General features: G+C 72.8%; 22 protein-coding genes. 10 read left to right on the top strand and 12 right to left on the bottom strand.

The features are described 5' to 3' along the window. Window positions 1–7 precede the first annotated feature (7 nt). Window positions 8–865 (top strand): TIGR02452 family protein, encoded by an 858-nt coding sequence (locus ACFVTC_RS10850; RefSeq protein ID WP_390126242.1) that lies wholly within the window; start codon window positions 8–10, stop codon window positions 863–865. 165 nt (window positions 866–1,030) lie between these two features. On the opposite strand, the gene ACFVTC_RS10845 is transcribed toward ACFVTC_RS10850, so the two are convergent. The 4 genes from ACFVTC_RS10845 to ACFVTC_RS10830 all read right to left on the bottom strand — a co-directional run bounded on the left by ACFVTC_RS10845 (window position 1,031) and on the right by ACFVTC_RS10830 (window position 4,929). After that, a complete protein-coding gene (locus ACFVTC_RS10845) occupies window positions 1,031–1,486 on the bottom strand; it encodes a type II toxin-antitoxin system PemK/MazF family toxin (RefSeq protein ID WP_390126241.1) in 456 nt (151 codons plus the stop codon). A gap of 140 nt (window positions 1,487–1,626) precedes the next feature. Then, window positions 1,627–3,114, bottom strand: a complete 1,488-nt coding sequence (locus tag ACFVTC_RS10840) for a flotillin family protein (protein WP_390126240.1) — start codon at window positions 3,112–3,114, stop codon at window positions 1,627–1,629. Between the two features lie 145 nt (window positions 3,115–3,259). Continuing rightward, window positions 3,260–3,478: a hypothetical protein gene (locus ACFVTC_RS10835; RefSeq protein WP_390126239.1), complete on the bottom strand. Its 219-nt coding sequence runs from the start codon at window positions 3,476–3,478 to the stop codon at window positions 3,260–3,262. A gap of 26 nt (window positions 3,479–3,504) precedes the next feature. Beyond that, a complete protein-coding gene (locus ACFVTC_RS10830) occupies window positions 3,505–4,929 on the bottom strand; it encodes an amidase (protein ID WP_390126238.1) in 1,425 nt (474 codons plus the stop codon). Window positions 4,930–5,100: 171 nt separating this feature from the next. On the opposite strand from ACFVTC_RS10830, the gene ACFVTC_RS10825 reads away from it, so the two are divergent. From ACFVTC_RS10825 to ACFVTC_RS10815, 3 genes are all read left to right on the top strand, one after another. After that, window positions 5,101–6,135, top strand: coding sequence for a LacI family DNA-binding transcriptional regulator (locus ACFVTC_RS10825; protein WP_390126237.1), 1,035 nt, complete (start codon window positions 5,101–5,103; stop codon window positions 6,133–6,135). A gap of 63 nt (window positions 6,136–6,198) precedes the next feature. Beyond that, on the top strand, window positions 6,199–7,377 hold the full coding sequence (locus ACFVTC_RS10820) for a 4-hydroxybenzoate 3-monooxygenase (RefSeq protein ID WP_390126236.1): 1,179 nt from the start codon (window positions 6,199–6,201) through the stop codon (window positions 7,375–7,377). Between the two features lie 38 nt (window positions 7,378–7,415). Continuing rightward, window positions 7,416–8,852, top strand: coding sequence for an aldehyde dehydrogenase family protein (locus ACFVTC_RS10815; RefSeq protein ID WP_390126235.1), 1,437 nt, complete (start codon window positions 7,416–7,418; stop codon window positions 8,850–8,852). Between the two features lie 81 nt (window positions 8,853–8,933). Here the strand turns inward: ACFVTC_RS10815 and trxA are convergent, their stop codons facing one another. Further along, entirely contained in the window at window positions 8,934–9,311 is a 378-nt protein-coding gene (trxA, locus tag ACFVTC_RS10810; RefSeq protein ID WP_390126233.1) for a thioredoxin, read from the bottom strand. A 128-nt stretch (window positions 9,312–9,439) separates the two neighbouring features. Here trxA and ACFVTC_RS10805 point away from each other — a divergent pair, with 128 nt between their 5' ends. Further along, window positions 9,440–10,873 carry a dihydrolipoyl dehydrogenase family protein gene (locus ACFVTC_RS10805; protein WP_390126232.1) on the top strand — a complete coding sequence of 478 codons (1,434 nt, stop codon included), beginning with the start codon at window positions 9,440–9,442 and terminating at the stop codon, window positions 10,871–10,873. A gap of 5 nt (window positions 10,874–10,878) precedes the next feature. Here the strand turns inward: ACFVTC_RS10805 and ACFVTC_RS10800 are convergent, their stop codons facing one another. Next, window positions 10,879–12,465: an ABC-F family ATP-binding cassette domain-containing protein gene (locus tag ACFVTC_RS10800; protein WP_390126231.1), complete on the bottom strand. Its 1,587-nt coding sequence runs from the start codon at window positions 12,463–12,465 to the stop codon at window positions 10,879–10,881. A gap of 317 nt (window positions 12,466–12,782) precedes the next feature. Further along, a complete protein-coding gene (locus tag ACFVTC_RS10795; RefSeq protein ID WP_390126230.1) occupies window positions 12,783–13,436 on the bottom strand; it encodes a peptide deformylase in 654 nt (217 codons plus the stop codon). A 203-nt stretch (window positions 13,437–13,639) separates the two neighbouring features. Here ACFVTC_RS10795 and ACFVTC_RS10790 point away from each other — a divergent pair, with 203 nt between their 5' ends. From ACFVTC_RS10790 to ACFVTC_RS10780, 3 genes are read left to right on the top strand one after another with little or no spacing between them, the layout of a single operon-like run. Then, the gene (locus tag ACFVTC_RS10790; RefSeq protein WP_390126229.1) at window positions 13,640–15,031 is read left to right on the top strand and encodes a PepSY-associated TM helix domain-containing protein; all 1,392 of its coding nucleotides are present in this window, start codon (window positions 13,640–13,642) and stop codon (window positions 15,029–15,031) included. A gap of 36 nt (window positions 15,032–15,067) precedes the next feature. Continuing rightward, on the top strand, window positions 15,068–15,496 hold the full coding sequence (locus ACFVTC_RS10785; RefSeq protein WP_390126228.1) for a BlaI/MecI/CopY family transcriptional regulator: 429 nt from the start codon (window positions 15,068–15,070) through the stop codon (window positions 15,494–15,496). 6 nt (window positions 15,497–15,502) lie between these two features. Further along, a complete protein-coding gene (locus tag ACFVTC_RS10780) occupies window positions 15,503–16,480 on the top strand; it encodes a M56 family metallopeptidase (RefSeq protein ID WP_390126227.1) in 978 nt (325 codons plus the stop codon). Window positions 16,481–16,768: 288 nt separating this feature from the next. Here ACFVTC_RS10780 and ACFVTC_RS10775 read toward each other — a convergent pair whose 3' ends face one another. The 3 genes from ACFVTC_RS10775 to ACFVTC_RS10765 all read right to left on the bottom strand — a co-directional run bounded on the left by ACFVTC_RS10775 (window position 16,769) and on the right by ACFVTC_RS10765 (window position 18,229). Next, window positions 16,769–17,116 (bottom strand): tetratricopeptide repeat protein, encoded by a 348-nt coding sequence (locus tag ACFVTC_RS10775; RefSeq protein ID WP_168531383.1) that lies wholly within the window; start codon window positions 17,114–17,116, stop codon window positions 16,769–16,771. Between the two features lie 130 nt (window positions 17,117–17,246). Further along, window positions 17,247–17,687 carry a MarR family winged helix-turn-helix transcriptional regulator gene (locus tag ACFVTC_RS10770; protein ID WP_390126226.1) on the bottom strand — a complete coding sequence of 147 codons (441 nt, stop codon included), beginning with the start codon at window positions 17,685–17,687 and terminating at the stop codon, window positions 17,247–17,249. 2 nt (window positions 17,688–17,689) lie between these two features. Beyond that, entirely contained in the window at window positions 17,690–18,229 is a 540-nt protein-coding gene (locus ACFVTC_RS10765) for a MarR family winged helix-turn-helix transcriptional regulator (protein ID WP_390126224.1), read from the bottom strand. A gap of 188 nt (window positions 18,230–18,417) precedes the next feature. Between ACFVTC_RS10765 and ACFVTC_RS10760 the strand changes: the two genes are divergently transcribed. Continuing rightward, entirely contained in the window at window positions 18,418–19,383 is a 966-nt protein-coding gene (locus tag ACFVTC_RS10760) for a pirin family protein (RefSeq protein ID WP_390126223.1), read from the top strand. Window positions 19,384–19,522: 139 nt separating this feature from the next. On the opposite strand, the gene ACFVTC_RS10755 is transcribed toward ACFVTC_RS10760, so the two are convergent. After that, window positions 19,523–19,993, bottom strand: coding sequence for an MSMEG_6728 family protein (locus ACFVTC_RS10755; protein ID WP_390126222.1), 471 nt, complete (start codon window positions 19,991–19,993; stop codon window positions 19,523–19,525). A 130-nt stretch (window positions 19,994–20,123) separates the two neighbouring features. Further along, window positions 20,124–20,573, bottom strand: coding sequence for an ATP-binding protein (locus tag ACFVTC_RS10750; protein ID WP_390126221.1), 450 nt, complete (start codon window positions 20,571–20,573; stop codon window positions 20,124–20,126). Window positions 20,574–20,689: 116 nt separating this feature from the next. On the opposite strand from ACFVTC_RS10750, the gene ACFVTC_RS10745 reads away from it, so the two are divergent. Then, a complete protein-coding gene (locus tag ACFVTC_RS10745; RefSeq protein ID WP_390126220.1) occupies window positions 20,690–21,112 on the top strand; it encodes a hypothetical protein in 423 nt (140 codons plus the stop codon). Window positions 21,113–21,378 lie beyond the last annotated feature (266 nt).

The raw sequence follows: 21,378 nt of genomic DNA, 5'->3' as shown, positions 1-21,378 counted from the left end.
TGACGCCATGAGCGCACGCCTGCGCGCGATCGCGCGGCAGACCGAGGAGGCCGTGGCGGCGGGTTCGTACCGCGGACCGCACGGACGGGTGGTGTCGATCGCCGCGGCGGTCGAGGCCGCGCGGGCGGGGACGCGGATGTACGGGCCGGGTCCGATCGGGGTGCCGGCCAGTGGTCCCGCGGCCTTCGCCACAGGCTTCGCCGGCACGTCGTTCGAGGTCACGGGCGAGAGCAGCACGCAGGCCGCGGCACGGCTGACGGGCGAGGGGGCCCAGGGACCGTCGGGGCCCGTCGCCGTACTGAACTTCGCCTCGGCGCGTAACCCCGGCGGTGGCTATCTGAGGGGCGCGCAGGCCCAAGAGGAGGACCTGTGCCGGGCGTCGGCGCTCTACGCCTGCCTGCTGCGGGTCCGCGAGTTCTACGACCACCACCGCGCCCACCCGGACCCGTTCTACTCCGACCGGGTCATCCATTCGCCCGCCGTGCCCGTCTTCCGCGGCGGCCGGGGTGAGCTGCTCGACGTGCCGTACACCGCCGGATTCCTGACCGCGGCGGCCCCGAACGCCTCGGTCGTGCTGCGCACCGCACCGGAGCGCGCGGACGAGCTGCCGCGCGCCCTGGCCGTCCGGGCCGAGCGGGTCCTGGAGACCGCCGCGGCCGAGGGGTACCGGCGCCTGGTCCTGGGAGCCTGGGGCTGCGGCGTCTTCCGCAACGACCCGGCTCAGGTCGCCGCGGCCTTCCGTGACCTGCTGGTCGGGGGCCGCTTCGAGGGCTACTTCGACCAGGTGGTGTTCGGTGTCCTGGACCGCACCCGGGGCGCGGCGACCCGGACGGTGTTCGAACGGACGTTCGCGACCGCGGTGTAGGGACACGGACGCTCCGCCGATCGGGTGAGGAACCGCGTGGCCACTCACCCGACGGCCCGCCCGGACGTCCCGCACGGCTCGCCCGGACGTCCCGCACGGCTCGCCCGGACGTCCCGTACAGCTCGCCCGGACGTGCCGCACGGCCCGCCCAGGCGTCCCGGGCGGTCAGTTCCAGCCGTAGCGCTCCCGCAGGCGGTGCACCACGAGGTTGAACCGCATCCGGTCCAACGCGCAGGCCTCGCGTCGCATGCCGTCCTCGTGCAGCCGCAGCACCCGGTCCACGGCCACCCACGAGTCCCGGCCCGTGCGGTCCCACGGACCGCTGCCTATCGGTACCCACTCCCGGTCGCCGTCGTGCCGCTTGCTCGACAACTGGACGGCGAGCAGAGTGCCCGCGCTCTCGCGTGCGACGACGAGCACCGGGCGGTCCTTGCCCCGTCCGTCGTTCTCCTCGAAGGGCACCCAGGTCCAGACGATCTCGCCGGGATCGGGGTCGCCGTCGTGCGCGGGCGAGTACTCCGTGCGCACCCGGCCCACCGCGCGGGGTTCGGCCTCCGTGGTGGCCGAAGGGCCGTAGCGGCCGGGGACATGCTCGTCGGTGTCATCGGTAAAGGCATTCACGCGGGCCACGTTAGAGCCCGCGTGTGCGCGGCTCGTCGACGGGGCCCGCCGCGGGACCCCGGCGCGCAACACCCGGCCCTCCGCGCCGACAGCTTCGGGCGCCCGGGAGGCAACTCCCGGACGCCCGAAGCTTCATGCGGTCACTTGCCGTCCCCCTCCACCGGCACCTTCTCCGCGCGCGGCGGCACGAATCCGTTGACCGCGGCTCCGTTGCCCGTGCCAGCCCCGTCCTGGTTCATCGACGAGAGCAACTGCCGGGCCAGACCCAGGCCCGTGCCGCCCATGGTGAGCGCCTTGGCGAACATGTCCGACATGCCGTCGGCGCCGTTGAGCAGCACCATGTGGTCGACGTTGCCGAACGCGCTCGCGCCCGCCCGGACGATCTCCGGCCAGTTCTCGGCGAGTTGCTGGGCGACCACGGCCTCCTGGTTCTCGGCGAGAGCCGCGGCCCTCGCCTTGATGGTCTCCGCCTCCGCGAGACCCTGCGCACGGGTCGCCTCGGCGGTCGCGAGGCCCTTGGCCTGGGCCGCGGCCGCCTCGGCCTCACCGGTGGCCCTGGTCGCCATGGCGGCCGCGGCACCCCGCGCCTTCGTCGCCTCGGCCTCGGCGTTCGCGGCGGTCTTCACCCGGTTCGCCTCGGCCGCCGCGGCGAGTTCGGTCTCCTTGGCCTTGGCCTGCGCGGCGGAGATCCGCGCGTCGCGTTCCGCCTCGGCCCGCGCACGGGTCTCGTACGCCTGAGCGTCCGCCGGCTTGCGGACGTCCGCCTGGAGCTGCTGCTCCCGGCGCTGCGCCTCGAGTTCGGCGATCCGGGTCTCCTGCACGACGACATCCTGCCGGGCGGCGGCCGCGGCGAGCGGTCCCGCCTGCTGTGCCTTCGCCCCGGCCTTGTCGCGCTCGGCCTGGTAACCGGCCTGCAGGATCTCGCTGTCCCGGGTCGCCTCCGACATCCGGGCCGCGGCCTTCTGTTCGGCCTCGGTGGCGAGTCGGTTCGCCTCCGCCTGCGCGATGCGCGCGTCGCGCTGTACGGCGGCGGCGTGCGGCATCGCGAGGTTCTTGATGTAACCGGTCGGGTCCTCGATCTCGTGGATCTGCAGCGAGTCGACGATCAGACCCAGCTTCTCCATCTCGGTACCGCACGCGGCCCGTGTCTGACCGGTCAGCTTCTCCCGGTCGCGGATCATCTCCTCGACGGTCAACCCGCCGACGATGGACCGCAGATGACCGGCGAACACGTTGTGCACCCGCTCCGACATCATCTTCTGCTGGTCGAGGAACCGGCGCCCCGCGTTGGCGATCGACACGAAGTCGTCGCCCACCTTGAAGATGACCACACCCCGCACCTTCAGCGGAATGCCCTGAGTGGTCACGCAGTCCACGTGCAGTTCGGTCTCGTTGAGGTCCAGCGAGATCTTCCGTACCGCCTGCACACCCGGCATCACCAGCGTGCCGCGCCCCGTCACGATACGGAAACCCATGCCCTCTTCGAGGCCCTCGGTCCGATGCTTCGAACCGGAGATGATCAGCGCCTCGTTGGGCTCCGCCACCCGCCACATGAGCTTGAAGACCACGATCACGAAAATCAGCGCGAGGACAGCTGTCCCCGCCACGACGCCGATGACCATCGGCATACGCCCCCTTTTGATGGTGCCCTGTCGGCACCGAACGAAGGGAGTGTGCTCCTGTGCGCGACCCGGGTGAAGACGCTGACGGTTCCTTGTTGCAATCTTGACGCACACCGCTCTCACCTGGGGCGGAACGCGCACAGACGAGCTGTCAACTGTCGTACGCGGCCGAGACGTAGACCGTGCGCGGCGCCAGGTACTCGACGACCATCACGACGGTGCCGCGCTCGATCCGCTCCTGCGCGACGGAGGGGTAGGCGAGGAAGTGCTCGGCGCCGCCGCGCACGCGGACGATCACCTCACCGACGAGCCCGGGGCCGACCGTCCCGGTCACCCGCCCCATCAATCCGACCATCGACGCATCGTCCATGGCCCCAGCGTACGGCGCGAAGCCGGTTACACAGCAGGGGAATCCGCCGGGGCCTCGTGCGGCGGCCACCGTTCGTGCCAACGCTGGTCGTCCTCCAGCTGGGAGGCCAGCGAGACGAGCAACGGCTCGCTGTGCGCGGGGCCGAGGAGCTGGGCACCGACCGGCAGTCCCTCGCCGACGAAACCGGCGGGTACGTTCACACCCGGCCACCCCAGGATGTTCCACGGCCAGGCGTACGGGCAGGCCGCGATCATGGCCCGATCGGTGTCCAGCCCGCTCAGGTTGGCCATCGAGCCGACGCGTGGCGGGGGAGCGGCCGTGGTGGGCGCGAGCAGCACGTCGTAGGTGTCGAAGAGCGCGCCGATCCGGCGGTGCAGGGTCGCCTCGGCACGCCGGGCCACCCGCAGGGGCGCGCCCCCGAGCAGCCGGCCGAGGCGGGCCGCCTCACGGGTGCGCGGGTCCAGGAGGTGCGGGTGGGGCGCGTCGCGGACCCGTTCGGCGATACCCGCCGTCGCGCGCGGGACGAACGTGAGCCCGATCCGCCCGTAGCGGGGCTCGGCCTCCTCCACGGTGTGCCCGAGCGCCGCGATCCGCTCCGCGAGGGCCACCACCTTCGCCCGTACGACCGGGTCGAGCCGTGCGGGCACCGCCGTGAACGGCGGCTTCAGTGACAGGGCGATCCGCAGCCGGCCCGGCTCGCGGCCCACGGCCTCGGACACCCGCAGCACGGGCGGGCGGTGCAGATCGCCGTCGTGGTTGCCGCTCGCAGCGTCCAGGAGCAGCGCCGCGTCCGCCACCGAGCGGGCGAGGGTGCCGTTGACCGTGATGCCCTGGAAGGACTCGGGTCGCGGCCAGGTGGAGATCCGGCCGCGTTGCGGCTTGATCCCGATCAGATGGGTCCACGAGGCCGGGATACGGACGGAGCCCGCGCCGTCCGAGCCCAGCGCCGCCGGGACCAGACCCGCCGCGACCGCCGCCGCGGAGCCGCCGGAGGAGCCGCCGGGGGTGTGGTCGGCGTGCCACGGATTGCGGGTGGCGCCGAAGGCCGGGCCCTCCGTGAACGGCCACTGGCCGAGTTCGCAGGTGTTGGTCTTGCCGATGACGATCGCCCCGGCGGCGCGCAGCCGGCGCACCGCCTCCCCGTCCTGGGCCACGGGCGGGAAGACCCCCCGGCAGCCGAACGCGGTCGGCTCCCCGGCCACGTCCATGTCGTCCTTCACCGCGACCGGCACCCCCAGCAAGGGCCGGCGGTGTCCCGCGGCGAGTTCCCGGTCCGCCGCGTCCGCCTCGGCGAGCGCGGCCTCGGCGCGCACCAGACGGAAGGCGTTCAAAGAGGGCTGGGTCGCGTTGATGCGGGCCAGCGCCCGTTCGACCAGCTCACGCGAGCTCACCTCGCCCGCGGCCAGGGCGCGGGCACACTCCGCCAGACCTGCGGCACGGTCGTCAGCCATACGGGACACCTCCGAAGGCACGTCGTCCACCGCACGGTAACCGCCCGAGGAGGTATCCCGCACGAGGGGCGGAAGTTCCTTCGTGCAAGCGGGTGTTCCGGGACCCGTGGGCCCCGGGGTGCGCCCCGGCGCCGAGCGGGGCGCGGGGCTTCTGCAAGGATGCGGGGCGTCATGGTGCAGATACCGAATCAGCCCGTCCCGCCGTCGCCCGCGCAACGGCCCGTGCCGACGAGCGCCGATGTGGCCCGCCTGGCGGGCGTCTCCCGGGCCACCGTCTCGTACGTTCTGAACAACACCAGCGCCGTCCGGATCAGCGAGCCCACCCGCCGCCGGGTCCACGAGGCGGCCAAGGACCTCGGGTACGTTCCGCACGCGGCGGCCCGCAGTCTGCGGGCCGGGCACAGCCGGATGGTCCTGATGCCCGCCCCGACCGTGCCCGTTGGCCCGCTCTACGGCCAGTTCTTCAACGAGCTGCAGTGGGCGCTGGGCCGTTTGGACTACACCGTCGTCCAGTACGGCAGCGTCGGTCTGCACGGGGACGAGGCGGCCCGTGCCTGGGCGGAGCTGCGGCCGGTCGCCGTGCTGGTGCCCGGAAGCGGTCTCGGCCCGGAGGGTGTGGCCGTCCTCAAGCGATCCGGGGCCCGTGCCGTGGTCACGCTGGGCCCCGAGCGGGTCGAGGGCGCGCACGCGCTCCTCATGGACCACGAGCGGGTCGGCCACAGCGCGGGGGCCCATCTGGCGGCCCGCGGCCGGCACCGCGTCGGAGTGGTGGTGCCCGAGGAACCCGGCCTGGAGATCTTCTCCAGGCCCCGCCTCGAAGGCGTACGCCGTGCCCTGCGGGGCTCCGGCGCCACGACGACCGAGTTGCCGCTGGCGTACGAGGAGGAGGCCGCGGCCCGGCTCGCCGCCCGCTGGCGAGCGCTCGGCCTGGACGGTGTGTTCGCCTACAACGACGAGTACGCCATGCTGCTGATGAGGGCGCTCCAGGACGCGGGCATCGCGGTCCCGGACGAGACGGCCGTCATCGGCGCGGACGACCTGATGCTCGGGCGGCTGCTGCGGCCCCGGCTCAGCACCGTCCACATCGAACTGCCGTCCGGTCGGGACCTCGCGGAGCTGGTCGACCGCGCGGTGCGCGAACCCGGCGCACCGCCCGAGACCCACGAGGTGCTGGGAGCGCGGGTCGTGCACCGCGACTCGAGCTGAGAGAGGCTGTAGCTGGTCGCCGCCCGCAGCGAAGCGGACCGGACCGGAGACGGGAGGCGCGTCATGCGGACCACGGTCGGCATCGTGGGCGGCGGCCCCGCCGGGCTCCTGCTGGCCCGGCTGCTGCACCGCGCGGGCATCGCCTGTGTCGTCCTGGAGGGCAGGTCACGGGCCTACGCCGAACGCCGCCAGCGCGCCGGGATGCTGGAGCAGGGCACGGTCGACGCGCTGCGGGAATGCGGCGCCGGGGACCGTCTCGATGTCGAGGGTCTGCCCCACCGCGGCATCGAGCTGCGCTTCGAGCGAGAGCGCCACCACATCGACTTCCCCGATCTCACCGGCGGCCGCGGCGTCATGATCTACCCGCAGACGGAGATCGTGAAAGACCTGATCGCTCTCCAACTGGCGGGCGGACCAACGTTGTTGTTCGAGGCCGAGGCGCTCGCCGTCGAGAACCCGCTGAGCGAATCGCCCGTCGTGCGTTATGTGCACGAGGGCCGCGAACAGACCCTGGACTGCGAGTACGTGGTGGGCTGCGACGGCGATCACGGCGTCTCCCGCGCGGCGTTCCCGGCCGGCACGTACCGCACCTACGCCCACGACTACCCGTACTCCTGGCTCGGGATCCTCGCCGATGTGCCGCCCTCCGGGGGTGAGTTGGTCTACGCGCGCGGTGCGACCGGCTTCGCCCTGCACAGCATGCGCTCGACCACGGTCTCGCGGCTCTACTTACAGGTCCCCAACGGCACCGACCCCGACGACTGGTCCGACGAGCGCATCTGGGACGAGCTCGCCGCGCGCTTCGCGGTCGACGGGGACTGGCGGCTGAACCGCGGCACCATCACGGCCAAGTCCGTGACGTCGTTGCGCAGTCGCGTCCACGAGCCGATGCGCCACGGCCGGCTCCTCCTCGCCGGCGACGCCGCCCACATCGTGCCGCCCACCGGGGCCAAGGGGCTCAACCTCGCCGTCTCCGACGTACGGGTCCTGGCCCGCGGCCTCATCGAGCGGCACCGTACGGGGTCCACCCAACTCCTCGACCGCTACTCACAGTTGTGTCTCGACCGGGTCTGGCAGGCCATGCGTTTCTCGTACGACATGACTAGGATGTTGCATGCTCAACCAGACGGGGATGCCTTCGACCACCGGATCCAGCTCGCCCGGCTCCGCCGGATCGCGACATCCCGCCCGGCGGCCGCGGAACTGGCCGCGAACTACATGGGACTGCCGTTGGGACGGTGAGTCCCGCGTGCTGATCAGCGAACGATCGGAGCCCCGACATGCCGCTGCTCGACCCCAGGACCTGGCAGTCCCGCACTCTGGCGGGCGGTGAGCACGCCGTCACCGAGCCCGCCACCGGCGAGAGGCTCGCCACCGTCACCCTCGCCGCCGCCGAGGACGTCACGACGGCCGCGCGGGAGGCCCACGCGGCCCGGTCCGCGTGGGCCGGCACACCGCACTTCGTCCGCGCCGCGGTCCTGCGCAGGGCCGGCGACCTGTTCGCCGCGCACGCCGACGAACTGCGCGAATGGATCGTGCGTGAGTCCGGATCCGTTCCCGGCAAGGCCGACTTCGAACTGCACGTCGCCGCCCAGGAGTGCTACGAGGCCGCCGCCCTCGCCTCCCGCCCCACGGGCCAGATCCTGCCCTCGGAGGCGCCGCGCCTTTCGTACACCCGGCGCGTCCCGGTCGGCGTCGTGGGCGTGATCGCCCCCTTCAACGCCCCGCTCATCCTCTCCATCCGCTCGGTGGCCCCGGCGCTCGCGCTCGGCAACGCCGTGGTGCTGAAGCCGGACCCGCGCACCGCGGTCTGCGGGGGCCTCGCGCTCGCGGCCGTCCTCGCCGAGGCGGGCCTCCCGGAAGGACTGCTGCACATCCTGCCCGGCGGCGTCGAGGTGGGCCGGGCGCTGGTGGACGATCCGCTGGTGCCGGTGATCTCCTTCACCGGCTCGACGGCCGCCGGACGCGCGGTGGGTGAGGCGGCCGGCCGGCTCCTCAAGCGCGCGCACCTGGAACTGGGCGGCAACTCGGCCCTCGTCGTGCTGGAGGACGCCGACATCGACGCGGTCATCTCCACGGCTGCCTGGGGCTCGTTCTTCCACCAGGGCCAGATCTGCATGACGACAGGCCGCCATCTCGTCCACGCGTCGCTGTACGAGGAGTACGTCGAGCGGCTCGCCGCCAAGGCAGACTCGCTCGCCGTGGGCGACCCGCACCGCGAACAGGTGCACCTCGGGCCCGTCATCGACAGCGCCCAACTCGCCAAGATCCAGGGGCTGGTGGATTCCAGTACGGCGCGCGGGGCGAAGCTCGCGGCGGGCGGCACGCACGAGAGGCTGTTCTACCGGCCGACCGTGCTCGCCGGCGTCGACGACACGACCCCCGCGTACACCGAAGAGGTCTTCGGCCCGGTCGCGCCGGTCCGGTCCTTCGCGGACACCGACGAGGCCGTGGCCCTCGCCTCGGCGGGTCCGTACGGCCTCTCGCTGGGCATCGTCACCCGGGACACCGCGCGCGGCCTGGACCTGGCCGAGCGCATCCCCACCGGGATCGCGCACATCAACGACCAGACCGTCAACGACGAGGCGGTCGCCCCGTTCGGCGGCACGGGCGCCTCCGGCACGGGCGCCCGCTTCGGCGGCGAGGCCAACCTGGAGGCCTTCACCGAGGTGCGCTGGACGACCGTGCGCGGGGACGTGGCACCGTACCCGTTCTGATCCGTGCGCGAGCCCCGCTGATCCGTACGCGGGCCCCGGTCGAAACCCTGCCGACCGGGGCCCACGGGGTTTCCCCCGAGATCACTCGCCCTGCTGGGCCTGCTGCTGGGCGACGGACTTGCGGACCTCGTCCATGTCCAGCTTCCGGGCCTGACCGATGACGTCATCCAGAGCGGCCTCGGGCAGTGCGCCGGGCTGGGAGAAGATCGCGACCTGGTCGCGGACGATCATCAGGGTCGGGATGGACTGGATCTCGAAGGCCGCGGCCAGCTCCGGCTGCGCCTCCGTGTCCACCTTGGCGAAGACCAGGTCGGGGTTGGCCTCGGCGGCCTTCTCGTAGACCGGGGCGAACTGGCGGCACGGGCCGCACCACGAGGCCCAGAAGTCGATCAGGACGAACTCGTTGTCCGTGACCGTCTGGTCGAAGTTCTCCTTGGTCAGCTCCATCGTCCTGCTCATGGCGTGACTACCTCTCCGTGCTCTCGGGCCTCGGGGCGAAGCCGGTGTCGACAACACCGTCCCCCAGCGGCGTATTCCGCGCACGTAACCGTGTGGCCACGGCGCACACCAACAACCAGACTGGGCGCATGACGGAAACGGAATCCATCGCCTACGACGTAGTGGTGCTCGGCGCCGGCCCCGTGGGGGAGAACGTCGCCGACCGCGCCCGCGCGGCCGGCCTCTCCGCCGCGATCGTGGAGAACGAGCTGGTCGGAGGCGAGTGCTCGTACTGGGCCTGCATGCCCAGCAAGGCCCTCCTGCGCCCGGCCATCGCCCGCGCCGACGCCCGCCGCGTGCCCGGCCTGAGCGGGGCCGTGCAGGGCCCGCTCGACGCCTCCGCGGTCCTCGCCCACCGTGACTACTACACCTCCCACTGGAAGGACGACGGACAGGTCGCCTGGCTCGACGGCATCGGAGCCGATCTCCACCGCGGACACGGGCGTCTCGCCGGGCCGCGCCGGGTGAGCGTCGAGGGCCCCGACGGCGAGCTGCGGTTCCTCACCGCGCGGCACGCGGTCGCCGTGTGCACCGGCACCCGCGCGCTGCTGCCCGGCCTGCCCGGACTGGCCGAGGTCAAGCCCTGGACCAGCCGCGAGGCCACCAGCGCCCACGAGGTGCCGGACCGGCTCATCGTGGTCGGCGGCGGTGTGGTCGCCGTCGAGATGGCCACGGCCTGGCAGGCGCTCGGCTCCCGGGTCACCGTCCTCGTCCGCGGTCACGCGCTGCTGCCCAGGATGGAGCCCTTCGCCGGTGAGCTGGTCGCCGACGCGCTCAAGGAGGCGGGCGCCGACGTCCGCACCGGTACCGCGGTGACCGGGGTGACGCGTGAGGGCTCGACCGTGGTGGCCCTGACGGACACCGGCGACCGCATCGAGGCGGACGAGATCCTCTTCGCCACCGGGCGGGTGCCCCACACCGAGGACATCGGGCTCGACACGGTCGGCCTGGAGCCGGGCTCGTGGCTCGACGTCGACGACAGCCTGCGGGTGACCGGCAGCGAGTGGCTGTACGCCGTCGGAGACGTCAACCACCGTGCGCTCCTCACCCACCAGGGCAAATATCAGGCGAGGATCGCGGGCGCCGCCATCGCCGCCCGCGCCGCCGGCGTCCCGCTCCTGGAGACCGACCTCTGGGGCGCGCACGCCGCGACCGCCGACCACGCCGCCGTCCCCCAGGTCGTCTTCACCGACCCGGAGGCCGCCGCCGTGGGCCTCTCCCTCGCCGAGGCCGAGAGCGCCGGCCTGCCGGTCCGCGCCGTCGACGTCGACATGTCCTCCGTGGCGGGCGCCGGGCTGTACGCCGACGGCTACCGCGGCAAGGCCCGCATGGTCGTCGACACCGACCGCGAGATCGTGGTCGGCCTCACCCTCGTCGGGCCCGGCGTGGGCGAACTCATCCACTCGGCCACGGTCGCGATCGCCGGCGAGGTCCCGGTCAGCCGCCTGTGGCACGCCGTGCCCTCCTATCCGACGGTGAGCGAGGTGTGGCTGCGGCTGCTGGAGGCGTACCGGGACATGTGACGGCGTCACGCCAGTGCCACCAGCTCCAGGTACTCCTCGCTCCACAGGTCCTCGTCCGCGTCCGGGAGCAGCAGCACCCGGTCCGGGCGCAGGGCCCGGAGCGCGCCCTCGTCGTGGGTCACCATGACGATCGCGCCGGGGTACGTGCCCACCGCGGTCAGCACCTCGGCCCGGGACACCGGGTCCAGGTTGTTGGTGGGCTCGTCCAGCAGCAGGACGTTGGCGCCGGAGTGGACCAGCCCCGCCAGGGCGAGGCGGGTCTTCTCGCCGCCGGACAGGACGTCGACGCGTTTGCCGGCGTCGTCCCCGGTGAACAGGAACGCGCCGAGCACGCGCCGCACCTCCCCGTCGGTGAGGTGCGGCGCGGCCGCGGCCAGATGACCGCGGACCGTGTCGGCGCCGTCGAGGGTGTCGTGCTCCTGCGCGAAGTAGCCGATCCGCAGCCCGTGACCGTGGACCACGCGGCCGTCGTCCGGGGCCTCCCGCCCGGCGAGCAGCCGCAGCAGTGTCGTCTTGCCCGCGCCGTTGGGGCCGAGGACCACCAGACGGCTGCCCCGGTCGACGGCCAGGTCGACGCCGCCCAGGACGCGGTGGCCGCCGTACGACTTGCCGACGGCGACCGTGCCGAGCGGCGTCCGCCCGCAGGGGGCGGGCTCCGGCAGCCGGATCCGGGCGACCTTGTCCCGCCGCCTGACCGGTTCGAGCCCGGCCAGCAGACGGTCGGCGCGCCGGGCCATGTTCTTCGCCGCCACGGCCGTCGCGACGTTCGCGCGCATCCGGTCCGCCTGGGCGTGCAGGGCCGACGCCTTGCGCTCGGCGCCGGCCCGCTCCCGCGCCCGGCGCCGCTCCTCGGCCTCCCGCTGGGCGAGATAGGCGTGCCAGCCCGTGTTGTGGACGTCGAGCGTGGCGCGGTGCGGGTCGAGGTGGAAGACACGGTTGACCACGGCGGCCAGCAGCGAGGTGTCGTGACTGATCAGCACGAGACCCGCCTGATGGTTCGTCAGGAAGCCGCGCAGCCACCCGATCGAGCCGGCGTCCAGGTGGTTCGTCGGCTCGTCCAGGAGCAGTGTGCCGTGGTCCGCGAAGAGGATGCGGGCCAGCTCGACCCGGCGGCGCTGCCCACCGGACAGGGCACCGAGCGGCTGGTCCATCACCCTGGTCGGCAGCCCGAGGCCCGCGGCGACCCGGGCCGCTTCCGCCTCGGCCGCGTAGCCTCCGCGTGCCTGGAACTCCGCCTCGGCGCGCGCGTAGGCGTTCATCGCACGCTCGGTCCCGTCCGCCATCGCGGTCTCCGCGGCGCGCAGCACGTGGACGGCACGGTCGAGGCCGCGCGCCGAAAGGATCCGGTCGGTGACGGTGACCTCCGGGTCGGCCGCCCGGGAGTCCTGGGCGAGGAGACGGGGGCGCCCGGTGACCGCGACGGACCCGGCCGCGGGGTGTACCCGTCCCGCGAGGGTGTTCAGAAGGGTGGTCTTGCCCGCGCCGTTGCGGCCGACCAGGCCGACGCGGTCGCCGGGGGAGATGTGGAAGGAGAGGTCGGACAGCAGCAGTCGTGCGCCGACGCGCACGTCGGCACCGCGCACGGTGATCATGGGAAACGCTCCGGGAATCAATCGGCAGAAGGACACACGTGTGACGTGGAAGTGGGTCCTGGAGCTAAGAGATTCGGGGCGTGGACATGTGGTCAGGGTAGCGGGGGCGTTCGGGTCGGCGCCTCTGAGTTTCCGGGCGGGCGACGGACTTTGGGGGCGGGTGACAGGCCTTCGGTGCGGGCGACGGACTTTCGGCCGGATCGGGGTACCCGGCGGACTCGAGCACGAGGAGGGCGGGTCGGACGGAGGTGAACTCCGGGGCGTTCGAGCCCCGGCGGGCTCGAACCCCGCAGGACCCGCCGGAAAACCGCGGAGCCTCAGTCCGGCAGTGTGAAGCCCAGGGCCGCGGCCGCCTCCGCCGGGGTCGGCTGTGTCCAGCGGTCCGCCATCGCCTGGTTCGAGGACAGTGAGCGCACCTCCGCGCGGTCGAGGTACAGCACACCGTCCAGATGGTCCGTCTCGTGCTGCACGATCCGCGCGGGCCAACCCGTGAAGACCTCGTCGACCGTACGGCCCAGCTCGTCCAGCGCCGTCAGCCGCACCTCGGCGTGCCGGCCCACCACGGCCTGCCACCCGGGCATGCTCAGGCACCCCTCGAAGAACGCCGCCCGACCCGCGCCGACCCCCTCGTACACCGGATTCACCAGCACCCGGAACGGCTGCGGGACCCGTCCGCGTACGACCCGCACTTCCTCGGACACCGGCGCCGGATCCTCGACGACCGCGATCCGCAGCGGCACGCCGACCTGGGGCGCCGCGAGGCCGACCCCCGGGGCCGCGTGCATGGTCGCGCGCAACGCGGCGACGAATCGGCTCAGCGGTCCCGGATCCAGCTGACCGTCGAACGGTTCGGCGGGGCGGCGCAGCACCGGGTCCCCGGCGGCCACGATGGGCAACGGTCCTTCCTTGTCCAGCAGTTCCTCGACCAGGTCGTTGAGCGGACGGGCGGCGCGGTCACGTTCGGATGCCATCGCGCCAGCATGCCAAGAGGGGGCGCGCCGTGCGAGGCGGCGCAACCCGTACCCCACGGATCCTCGTCCGTGATCCACGCCACACCGTCGTCCGGGAACTCGGCGGCCTCCCGTCCCGACTTCTGGACCACCACCGGCCGGGAATCCCAACTCCCCGGCCCACCGACCGAGTCCGTCCCCAGCCCCACCGGAGAAGCCCGCCGATGCCCACCGCTCCCACCCTCTCGACGGACGGCACCCCGCGACCCGTCGCCCCGGCCTCCGCCCGAAAAGCTCCCCTGCGCCCCCTCATACTGCGCCTGCACTTCTACGCCGGAGTGCTCGTCGCCCCGTTCCTCCTGGTCGCCGCCGTGACCGGCCTGCTCTACGCCGCCTCGTTCCAGGCCGAGAAGATCGTGTACGCGCACGAACTGACCGTCCCGGTGGGCGACCGCGAACTCCCGCTCTCCGAACAGGTGGCCGCCGCCCGCAAGGCCCATCCGCGGGGCACGGTCTCCGCCGTACGGCCCGCGCCCACGGCGGACGCGACGACGCGGGTGCTGCTCTCCGGCGTGCCGGGCGTCGACCCCGACCACACCGTCGCGGTGTTCGTCGACCCGTACACCGCCAAGGTGCGCGGAGCCCTCGAACAGTACGGCGCCACCGGCGCGCTCCCGCTGCGCACCTGGATCGACGGACTCCACGCCAACCTCCAGCTCGGCGAGACCGGGCGTCTGTACAGCGAACTCGCGGCCAGCTGGCTGTGGGTGATCTCGGGCGGCGGCCTCGTGCTGTGGTTCGGACGCAGGCGCGCCCGGCGCAAGGTGCGGGGCACGTCCGGGCGCCGCCGCACACTGGGTCTGCACGGCACGCTCGGCGCCTGGGCGGCCGCCGGGTTCTTCTTCCTCTCCGCGACCGGGCTGACCTGGTCGACGTACGCCGGCGCGCACATCGACGAACTGCGGACCTCCCTCGGGCAGGCGACGCCGTCCGTGTCGGCGGCCGGTGGCGGTGAGCACGCGGGCCACGGCGGCACGGGGGCCGACGGGAGCGTCCCGCACCGGCCCGCCGACGTCGACAGGATCCTCGGGGCCGCGCGATCGAAGGGCCTCGGAGACCCCGTCGAGATCGTCCCGCCCGCCGACGCATCCTCCGCGTACGTGGTGCGGCAGATCCAGCGCGGCTGGCCGGAGAAACAGGACGCGGTCGCGGTGGACCCGGCGACCGGGGAGGTCACCGACGTGCTCCGGTTCGCCGACCACCCGGTGCTCGCCAAGCTGACCCGCTGGGGAATCGACGCCCACACCGGTGTCCTCTTCGGCCTCGCCAACCAGATCGCCCTCATGGTGCTCGCGCTCTGCCTGATCCTGCTGATCGTGTGGGGCTACCGCATGTGGTGGCAGCGCGGCCGCGCCTCCGCGTTCGGCCGGCCCGTCCCGCGCGGAGCCTGGCAGCAGGTTCCGCCCACGGTGCTCGTCCCGCTGATGGCGGCCGTCGCCGTTCTCGGCTACTTCGTTCCGCTGCTCGGTATCCCACTGGTGGCGTTCGTCGCCGTCGACGTCCTGCTCGGCGAGATCGCCCACCGGCGGGGCCGGGGCACGCCCGTCGCCAGGTAGCGTGATCGTGGACGCGAACGCCGGAGGGAGACGGACATGGCGCAGCGCAACCGCGAGGTCCCGGACCGGCCTTCCCGGCGCCGCGGGCAGGGCGAGCTGGAGGGCCAGGTCCTCGGCGCGCTGCGCGAGGCGGACGCCCCGGTGACCGCCGCCTGGGTGCAGGAGAGCCTCGGCGGCGACCTCGCCTACACGACCGTCGTCACCATCCTGACCCGGTTGCTCGCGAAGGACGCGGTGGCCCGCGAACGGCGGGGACGCTCCTTCGTCTGGCGTCCCACCGCCGACGTCGCGAGTCTGGCCGCGCTCAAGATGCGCCGGCTCCTCGACGGCGAGAGCGACCGTGAGGCCGTCCTCGCCAGCTTCGTCACCGCGCTGCCGCCGGACGACGAACAGGTGCTGCGCGCCCTCCTGGAGTCGGCACACGCCCCCGACGCGGCAGGAGCGGCCGGCGGTACGGAAGACTGACGCCTCATGGGGGTCTTCGTCTTTCTGCCGCTGGTCCTGCCGCTCAGCGCCTGGCCGGTCGCACGCCTCGCCGAACTGCATCTGCACCCGCGCACGGCCACCCGCCTGCTGACGGCCTTCGCCACCGTGATGGCCCTGTGCAGCACGCTCTGCCTGGCCCTGCTGATGGTCGTCGGCACCGCGCAACTGCCCGGCAACCCGCTGCCGGACGGCTGGTCGGACCCCGAGGTGCGTGCGGCCGTGCCGTACGACGAGATCGCGGGCAAGGCGGCGATCCCGGCCCTGACACTCGTCCTGGCGGTCTGTGCGCGGACCCTGTGGCGTCACCACCGGATCGCCCGCCGCGCCCGCCGGGCGCTCGCCGGACTGCCCTCCTCGACGGTGGTCGTGCTCCCCGAGGAGAAGCCCTACGCCTACGCCCTGCCCGGCGGATCCCGCGGTCGGGTCGTGGTCACCACCGCCCTGCTCCGGGGCCTGCTCCCGCCCGAGCGCCGCGCCCTGTTCGCCCACGAGCGGGCCCATCTGACCGCCGGTCACCACCGGTATCTGCTCGCCGTACGACTCGCGGCACGCGCCAACCCCTTCCTGCGCCCGCTGCGTACGGCCGTCACCTACACCACGGAGCGGTGGGCGGACGAGGACGCGGCACGGTCGGTGGGGAGCCGCAGGGCGGTGGCGCGGGCCATCGGCAAGGCCGCGCTGCTGTCCGGCACGGGCGCGCCGCCCGCTTTCGCCGGGTTCTCGGCGTTCGCGGGGTTCTCCGCATCCTCGGGGTTCCCGGGGTTCGCGTCCGCGGGTCCCGTGCCGCGCAGGGTCGCCGCCCTGCTGGGGCCCGCACCCGTGGCCCGCAACTGGCCGCCGGTGTTCACCTCGGTGGGGCTGGCCGCCTGGGGTGCCGCGGTCGGCACGCTGGTCTCCGCGATGTCCTCCGCGAACTCGGCGGTGACGATGTTCCTGATCCTGCACGCGGCCACGCCCCTCTAGCCGTGCCGTCCGGGCTGCCGCGGGACGGAGGCCGGGCACCACGCCATCCTGCACGCGGCCACGCCCCTCTAGCCGTGCCGTCCGGGCTGCCGCGGGACGGAGGCCGGGCACCACGCCGAGGGCCGGACACCGCGGTGTCCGGCCCGTGTGCTTGGGCATCGGCCTCTTCCCTGCGCGACGGCGGAGGGCGATTCCCGACAGAACTCCGCGCGGGTCCCGGGAGAGGGGGGCGATCCTCACGGAGAACCGCAAGGGACCACCGCGGTGTTCCGTTGCGTCAGACGCCGCTCATACCTGCTCGAAGTCGCCCGCGAGTGCCGAGGCGATCCGCAGATGCGACTCGGCCTCGTCCTGGCGTCCCTGGCGCTGGAGCGTGCGCCCCAGCATCAGCCGGGCATAGTGCTCCACCGGGTCGAGCTCCACGAGCGTGCGCAACTCCGTCTCCGCGCGGCGCAGTTGGGCGGAGTGGTAGTACGAACGTGCCAGCAGCAGCCGGGGACCCACCTGCTCCGGCACCTCCTCCACCAGCCCGGCCAGGACCCGCGCAGCCCCGGCGTAGTCCTTGGCGTCGAAGAACAACCGCGCCCTTTCCCAGCGCTCCGCGGCCGTTCCGTGGTCGTAGTACTCCATGTCCACTGCTGACCTCCTTCGAGCGCCTCAACCGAGCGGATTGGTTGAATATTCCACGAACGTGGCCGCGGTCGGGCGTCCGTGTCCTGTGTCCGGATCCGTGGCCGGACTCGTGCCCGGCCTCGGGTCCGGCGTCCTAGGCGCCCGCGAGTTCCGCGTCGGCCCGTTCCGTGACCAGGGTCAGCACCCGGCCCGCGGTCGCCAGATCCTCGGCCGGGATGCCGGCGTAGAGCCGGGACGCGATCGCGTTCCCGGCGGTGCGGATCCGCTCGAACAGCTCGGCGCCGTGCTCGGTCAGCGACACGTGGTCGGCGGTCGGCTCCGCCAGCAGCCCGAGAGCCGTCATCTCGTCGACGGTCCGGCGGGCTGCCGATTCCTCGATCTTCAGTGCCGCGGACAGGCGGGCCACGAGCCGTGCGCGCTCGGCGGTTCCGTCCTGTTCCGAGACGACGCGCAGGGCCACCGACTGGTTGAAGGTGGTTCCGGTGCGGGCGAGCACGGTCTCCAGGACCGCGCGGCTCGCGTAGTGGGCCAGGCCTATGACCTGGCCGTTGACCGGGGGAGTGGTGGTGGTCATGACTACTCCTCGTCAGAACGTCGCTGATCGGAATGCTTCTGAGTGGAACGCGTCTGGTCGGCGTCGGTGCCGGTGGGCTGATCGACGTGAGGATCGAGCGAGACGCCGAGCAGGGTCGCCAGCTCGTCGCTGAACGCTCGCGTGCGTTCTCCGTCGAACCCGCCGAGGGGATCGAGGAGCTGGTCGAGCAGTCCGTGGACCACCCCGATCGCACGGCGGGCGACCGTCTGCCCGTCCTGTGTGAGGGACAGCCGGACGGCCCGGGGGTCGGCCGGATCCCGCGTGCGGTCGACGATGCCCGCCGTCTCCAGGGCGCGGGCCAGCTTCGAGACGTAGAGCGGTTCGAGTCCGGTGTGGTCGGCGAGCTGCCGCTGACTGGGCCGCAGCCCGGCGTGGTGCATGCCGTACAGCGACGCCACCAGCGAGTACTGGGCGTGGGTCAGGCCCAGCGGCGCGACCGCCCGGTCGACGGCCACCCGCCACTTCATCGACAGGCGCCAGACGAGGAAACCGGGGGTCGCGTGCTCGAACACCGAACTCATGCAAGAAACCGTACATGGCTACTATGTCCATGGCTACTGTTTTCGGGAGGGCCGGACCAATGTCGTAGCCACCTCGGACCGTGGTCGTAGGACCGCCAGGCGCGCGCATCGGTTCCGAGCCACCCGCCGGTCCCGGCGGGGGGACGATGACCTGACGGACGGTCCTCGACGGGGCTAGGTTGTCCGCCATGAGCAATCTTGATCGCGACGCAGTTCCCGCCCTGTGCGGTGGCCGCGGGTTCGTGGTGGCCGAGCCGGTGCGTGAACTCCTCAGTCCCCGCCGGGTCAAGCTCGGCGAGTCCACCGAAGTCCGGCGCCTGCTGCCCAACCTGGGCCGCCGCATGATCGGTGCCTGGTGCTTCGTCGATCACTACGGCCCCGACGACATCGCCGACGAGCCGGGCATGCAGGTCCCGCCGCACCCGCACATGGGACTGCAGACCGTCAGCTGGCTGCACGAGGGCGAGGTCCTGCACCGCGACTCCACGGGCAGCCTGCAGACGATCCGCCCGCGTGAACTGGGTCTCATGACCTCCGGCCGCGCCATCAGTCACTCCGAGGAGAGCCCCAAGGCGCACGCCCGCCTCCTGCACGGAGCGCAGCTGTGGGTCGCCCTTCCCGACGGTCACCGGCACACGGACCCGCACTTCGAGCACCACGCCGAACTGCCCCTCGTCACGGCGCCCGGCGTCGAGGCCACGCTCATCCTGGGAACCGTCGACGGGACGACGTCGCCCGGTACGACGTACAGCCCGATCGTCGGTGCCGACCTGGCCCTGGCGGACGGCGCCGACGTACGCCTGCCGCTGGACCCCGACTTCGAGTACGCCGTGCTGTCCATGTCGGGCGAGGCCCACGTCGACGGCGTACCGGTCCTCCCGGGCTCGATGCTCTACCTCGGCTGCGGCCGCACCGAACTGCCCCTGCGCGCCGCGTCGGACGCGTCCCTCATGCTCCTCGGCGGCGAGCCGTTCGAGGAGGAGCTGGTCATGTGGTGGAACTTCATCGGGCGCTCCCAGCAGGAGATCGAGGAGGGCCGGAAGGACTGGATGGAGGGGTCCCGTTTCGGCGAAGTGCACGGCTACGACGGCGACCGGCTGTCCGCTCCCGAACTCCCGCCGGTGCCGCTGAAGCCCCGAGGACGAGTGCGCTGACCTGCGGTCACGCTCGTCGAGCAGGTATTCGCGACACGCGGCCGGCGTGCTGGGGCCGGTGGTGTGCGGCGGTCGTCGCCCGCGTGGGCCGGGCCTGCCGGCCCTGGGCGGCGCTCCTTCGTGGACGGGGCGGCACGCCCTAGGAAGTGACCCGGTCGGAGGTCGGCCAGACGTACGGCAGATCGTCGGGAACATCCGGGAAGAACAGCGTGTAGATATCCGGGGCCTTGCGCACCAGCGCCGACTGGTGGCTGCGGTGGAAAGCGGGGTCTCCCAGCCAGGGCGGCAGCTCGTCGTCGGCGGCGAGCCGCTCCTGGACACGCACGGTGGCGCCGGGACGGTACCGGGCGAAGTCGGTGGTGAGGGTGGAGGCACACGTGTCGGCGCGCGCTTCCGCCGTCCACATGGCGCACACGTCCAGGCCGTAGCGGACCAGGGCCTCCTCGTAGCCGACCCACATGCGTACCGCGGGATGGTGGCGCCATCCGTAGCCGGGGACGGTCAGGCCACGCAGCACCTGGAGGGCCTCGACCCGCTGTTTGCCCAGACGCGCCTGGTCCAGCACCGCGGCGGACTGCATGAAGTCGGGATACGGGAGAAAGGTCTGCACGCAGGATCCCTACCGCGGCCGCCCGGTTCCCAGACGGTCGATTCGGGTGCAACCGCCCGCGATGCCAGGCGCGGGCGCGGTGGACCGGACGCTCGTCACGGCGCCGGACCCTCTCTGGCTCGTGCTCCGGTCACGCGGTGGCGAGGCTGACATCGGCTGTGATGCGTTTGCCGACGGAGGTCTGTTCCACGGTGATGGCACGGGCGAGGGCCGCGACGATCTCCAGTCCGTGCCGGCGGACGCGTGACGGATCGGGGGCTTCGGCCGCCGGCAGCACGGGGTTGCTGTCCCAGAGCTCGACCCGCAGTACGGGGCCGGTGGTGCGCAGGCGGAGCAGGGCCGGTCCGGGGGCGTACTTGCGGGCATTGGTGACGAGTTCACTGACGATCAGCTGAACGATCTGCACCGTGTCCGCCGCCACCGGGGTGCCGCACTCGGCCCTCACCTTCGTGAGGAAGGCGGCCGCGAGGTGGCGGGCCTGGGCGATGCGCGAGCCGTCGCCGTCCAAGGTGAGCGAGGTCTCCAGTGCCGGGGCGGCGCCGGGCCGTCCCAGGCCCTGGTCGCCGGATGATTCGTCCATGCGTGCCCGCTTCCGTCTCCCGTCGCATACCCCTCCAGGCACGGCGTACCCCAGCCGGGCACGTCGACTCCGGCGAGCCACTCACGGGCGGCCCGTCGGGACGGTGCGCTTCCGGTGTGGACGGCGTGTCGCCGAGATCGGCCGCCGCCCCTTCGCGGCCGGTGTCGATCGGCCACGGTGACGACCGATTCGATCAGTTGCCGGGCGGCCGCATCGGTACCGGCCGTGTCCTGGGTGATCAGGCGGTCCTGGCACAGTCCGCGCAGGCCGGACACGAGCGGCGTGGCACCGGCTTGGCCCTGCTGTGGCTGACGGCCCAGTCGGAGGAAGGCGGCTTCGATCGGGTTCACCAGGGCTTCGACGGATTCGACGGATTCGGTGGCGAGGCTGCCGTACTGGTTCGGGTCGGTGGGATCCACTTTCGGGTGATGGGTTGGTGGGGGGTGGGGTGGTGGGGTGTGGCGGGTTGGGGGTGGGGGCGGGTGTTGGCAAGGGGTGTGGGTGTGTGGGTGCGTCAACTTGGTGCGTTCATGGGGTGAATGGACGGTACATGTGAGTGTTACGGCGATATGGATGATCCGTAACGCACCTCCGTGTATCGCCCACATCGGGGTGGTGTGGGGGCATGGTGTGGGTGTCGGCCCGGTAGGGGCCGGCTGTATCACTCGCACACGCAACTCCGCCTGTGCGGCTCGTTCCTCGGGCCGTGCGGGGTGGGGGTGCCGGCACCATGTAGGGGGACTTCATGTCCGCATCTGTGACTGTCCGTCGTCTTGCCGCTGCCGCGGTGACCGTGGCCGCGGTG

Source organism: Streptomyces sp. NPDC057950 (genome assembly GCF_042887295.1).
GTDB lineage: Bacteria > Actinomycetota > Actinomycetes > Streptomycetales > Streptomycetaceae > Streptomyces > Streptomyces kaempferi.
The sequence above is the reverse complement of the archived record's forward strand: the minus strand, read 5'-3'. Positions and strand labels throughout refer to the sequence as shown.

Coding starts and splice junctions, on each gene's coding strand:
- ACFVTC_RS10850 (WP_390126242.1), top strand. CDS start 8: ATGAGCGCACGCCTGCGCGCGATCGCGCGGCAGACCGAGGAGGCCGTG.
- ACFVTC_RS10840 (WP_390126240.1), bottom strand. CDS start 3,114: ATGCCGATGGTCATCGGCGTCGTGGCGGGGACAGCTGTCCTCGCGCTG.
- ACFVTC_RS10835 (WP_390126239.1), bottom strand. CDS start 3,478: ATGGACGATGCGTCGATGGTCGGATTGATGGGGCGGGTGACCGGGACG.
- ACFVTC_RS10830 (WP_390126238.1), bottom strand. CDS start 4,929: ATGGCTGACGACCGTGCCGCAGGTCTGGCGGAGTGTGCCCGCGCCCTG.
- ACFVTC_RS10825 (WP_390126237.1), top strand. CDS start 5,101: ATGGTGCAGATACCGAATCAGCCCGTCCCGCCGTCGCCCGCGCAACGG.
- ACFVTC_RS10820 (WP_390126236.1), top strand. CDS start 6,199: ATGCGGACCACGGTCGGCATCGTGGGCGGCGGCCCCGCCGGGCTCCTG.
- ACFVTC_RS10815 (WP_390126235.1), top strand. CDS start 7,416: ATGCCGCTGCTCGACCCCAGGACCTGGCAGTCCCGCACTCTGGCGGGC.
- trxA (WP_390126233.1), bottom strand. CDS start 9,311: ATGAGCAGGACGATGGAGCTGACCAAGGAGAACTTCGACCAGACGGTC.
- ACFVTC_RS10805 (WP_390126232.1), top strand. CDS start 9,440: ATGACGGAAACGGAATCCATCGCCTACGACGTAGTGGTGCTCGGCGCC.
- ACFVTC_RS10800 (WP_390126231.1), bottom strand. CDS start 12,465: ATGATCACCGTGCGCGGTGCCGACGTGCGCGTCGGCGCACGACTGCTG.
- ACFVTC_RS10795 (WP_390126230.1), bottom strand. CDS start 13,436: ATGGCATCCGAACGTGACCGCGCCGCCCGTCCGCTCAACGACCTGGTC.
- ACFVTC_RS10790 (WP_390126229.1), top strand. CDS start 13,640: ATGCCCACCGCTCCCACCCTCTCGACGGACGGCACCCCGCGACCCGTC.
- ACFVTC_RS10785 (WP_390126228.1), top strand. CDS start 15,068: ATGGCGCAGCGCAACCGCGAGGTCCCGGACCGGCCTTCCCGGCGCCGC.
- ACFVTC_RS10780 (WP_390126227.1), top strand. CDS start 15,503: ATGGGGGTCTTCGTCTTTCTGCCGCTGGTCCTGCCGCTCAGCGCCTGG.
- ACFVTC_RS10770 (WP_390126226.1), bottom strand. CDS start 17,687: ATGACCACCACCACTCCCCCGGTCAACGGCCAGGTCATAGGCCTGGCC.
- ACFVTC_RS10765 (WP_390126224.1), bottom strand. CDS start 18,229: ATGAGTTCGGTGTTCGAGCACGCGACCCCCGGTTTCCTCGTCTGGCGC.
- ACFVTC_RS10760 (WP_390126223.1), top strand. CDS start 18,418: ATGAGCAATCTTGATCGCGACGCAGTTCCCGCCCTGTGCGGTGGCCGC.
- ACFVTC_RS10750 (WP_390126221.1), bottom strand. CDS start 20,573: ATGGACGAATCATCCGGCGACCAGGGCCTGGGACGGCCCGGCGCCGCC.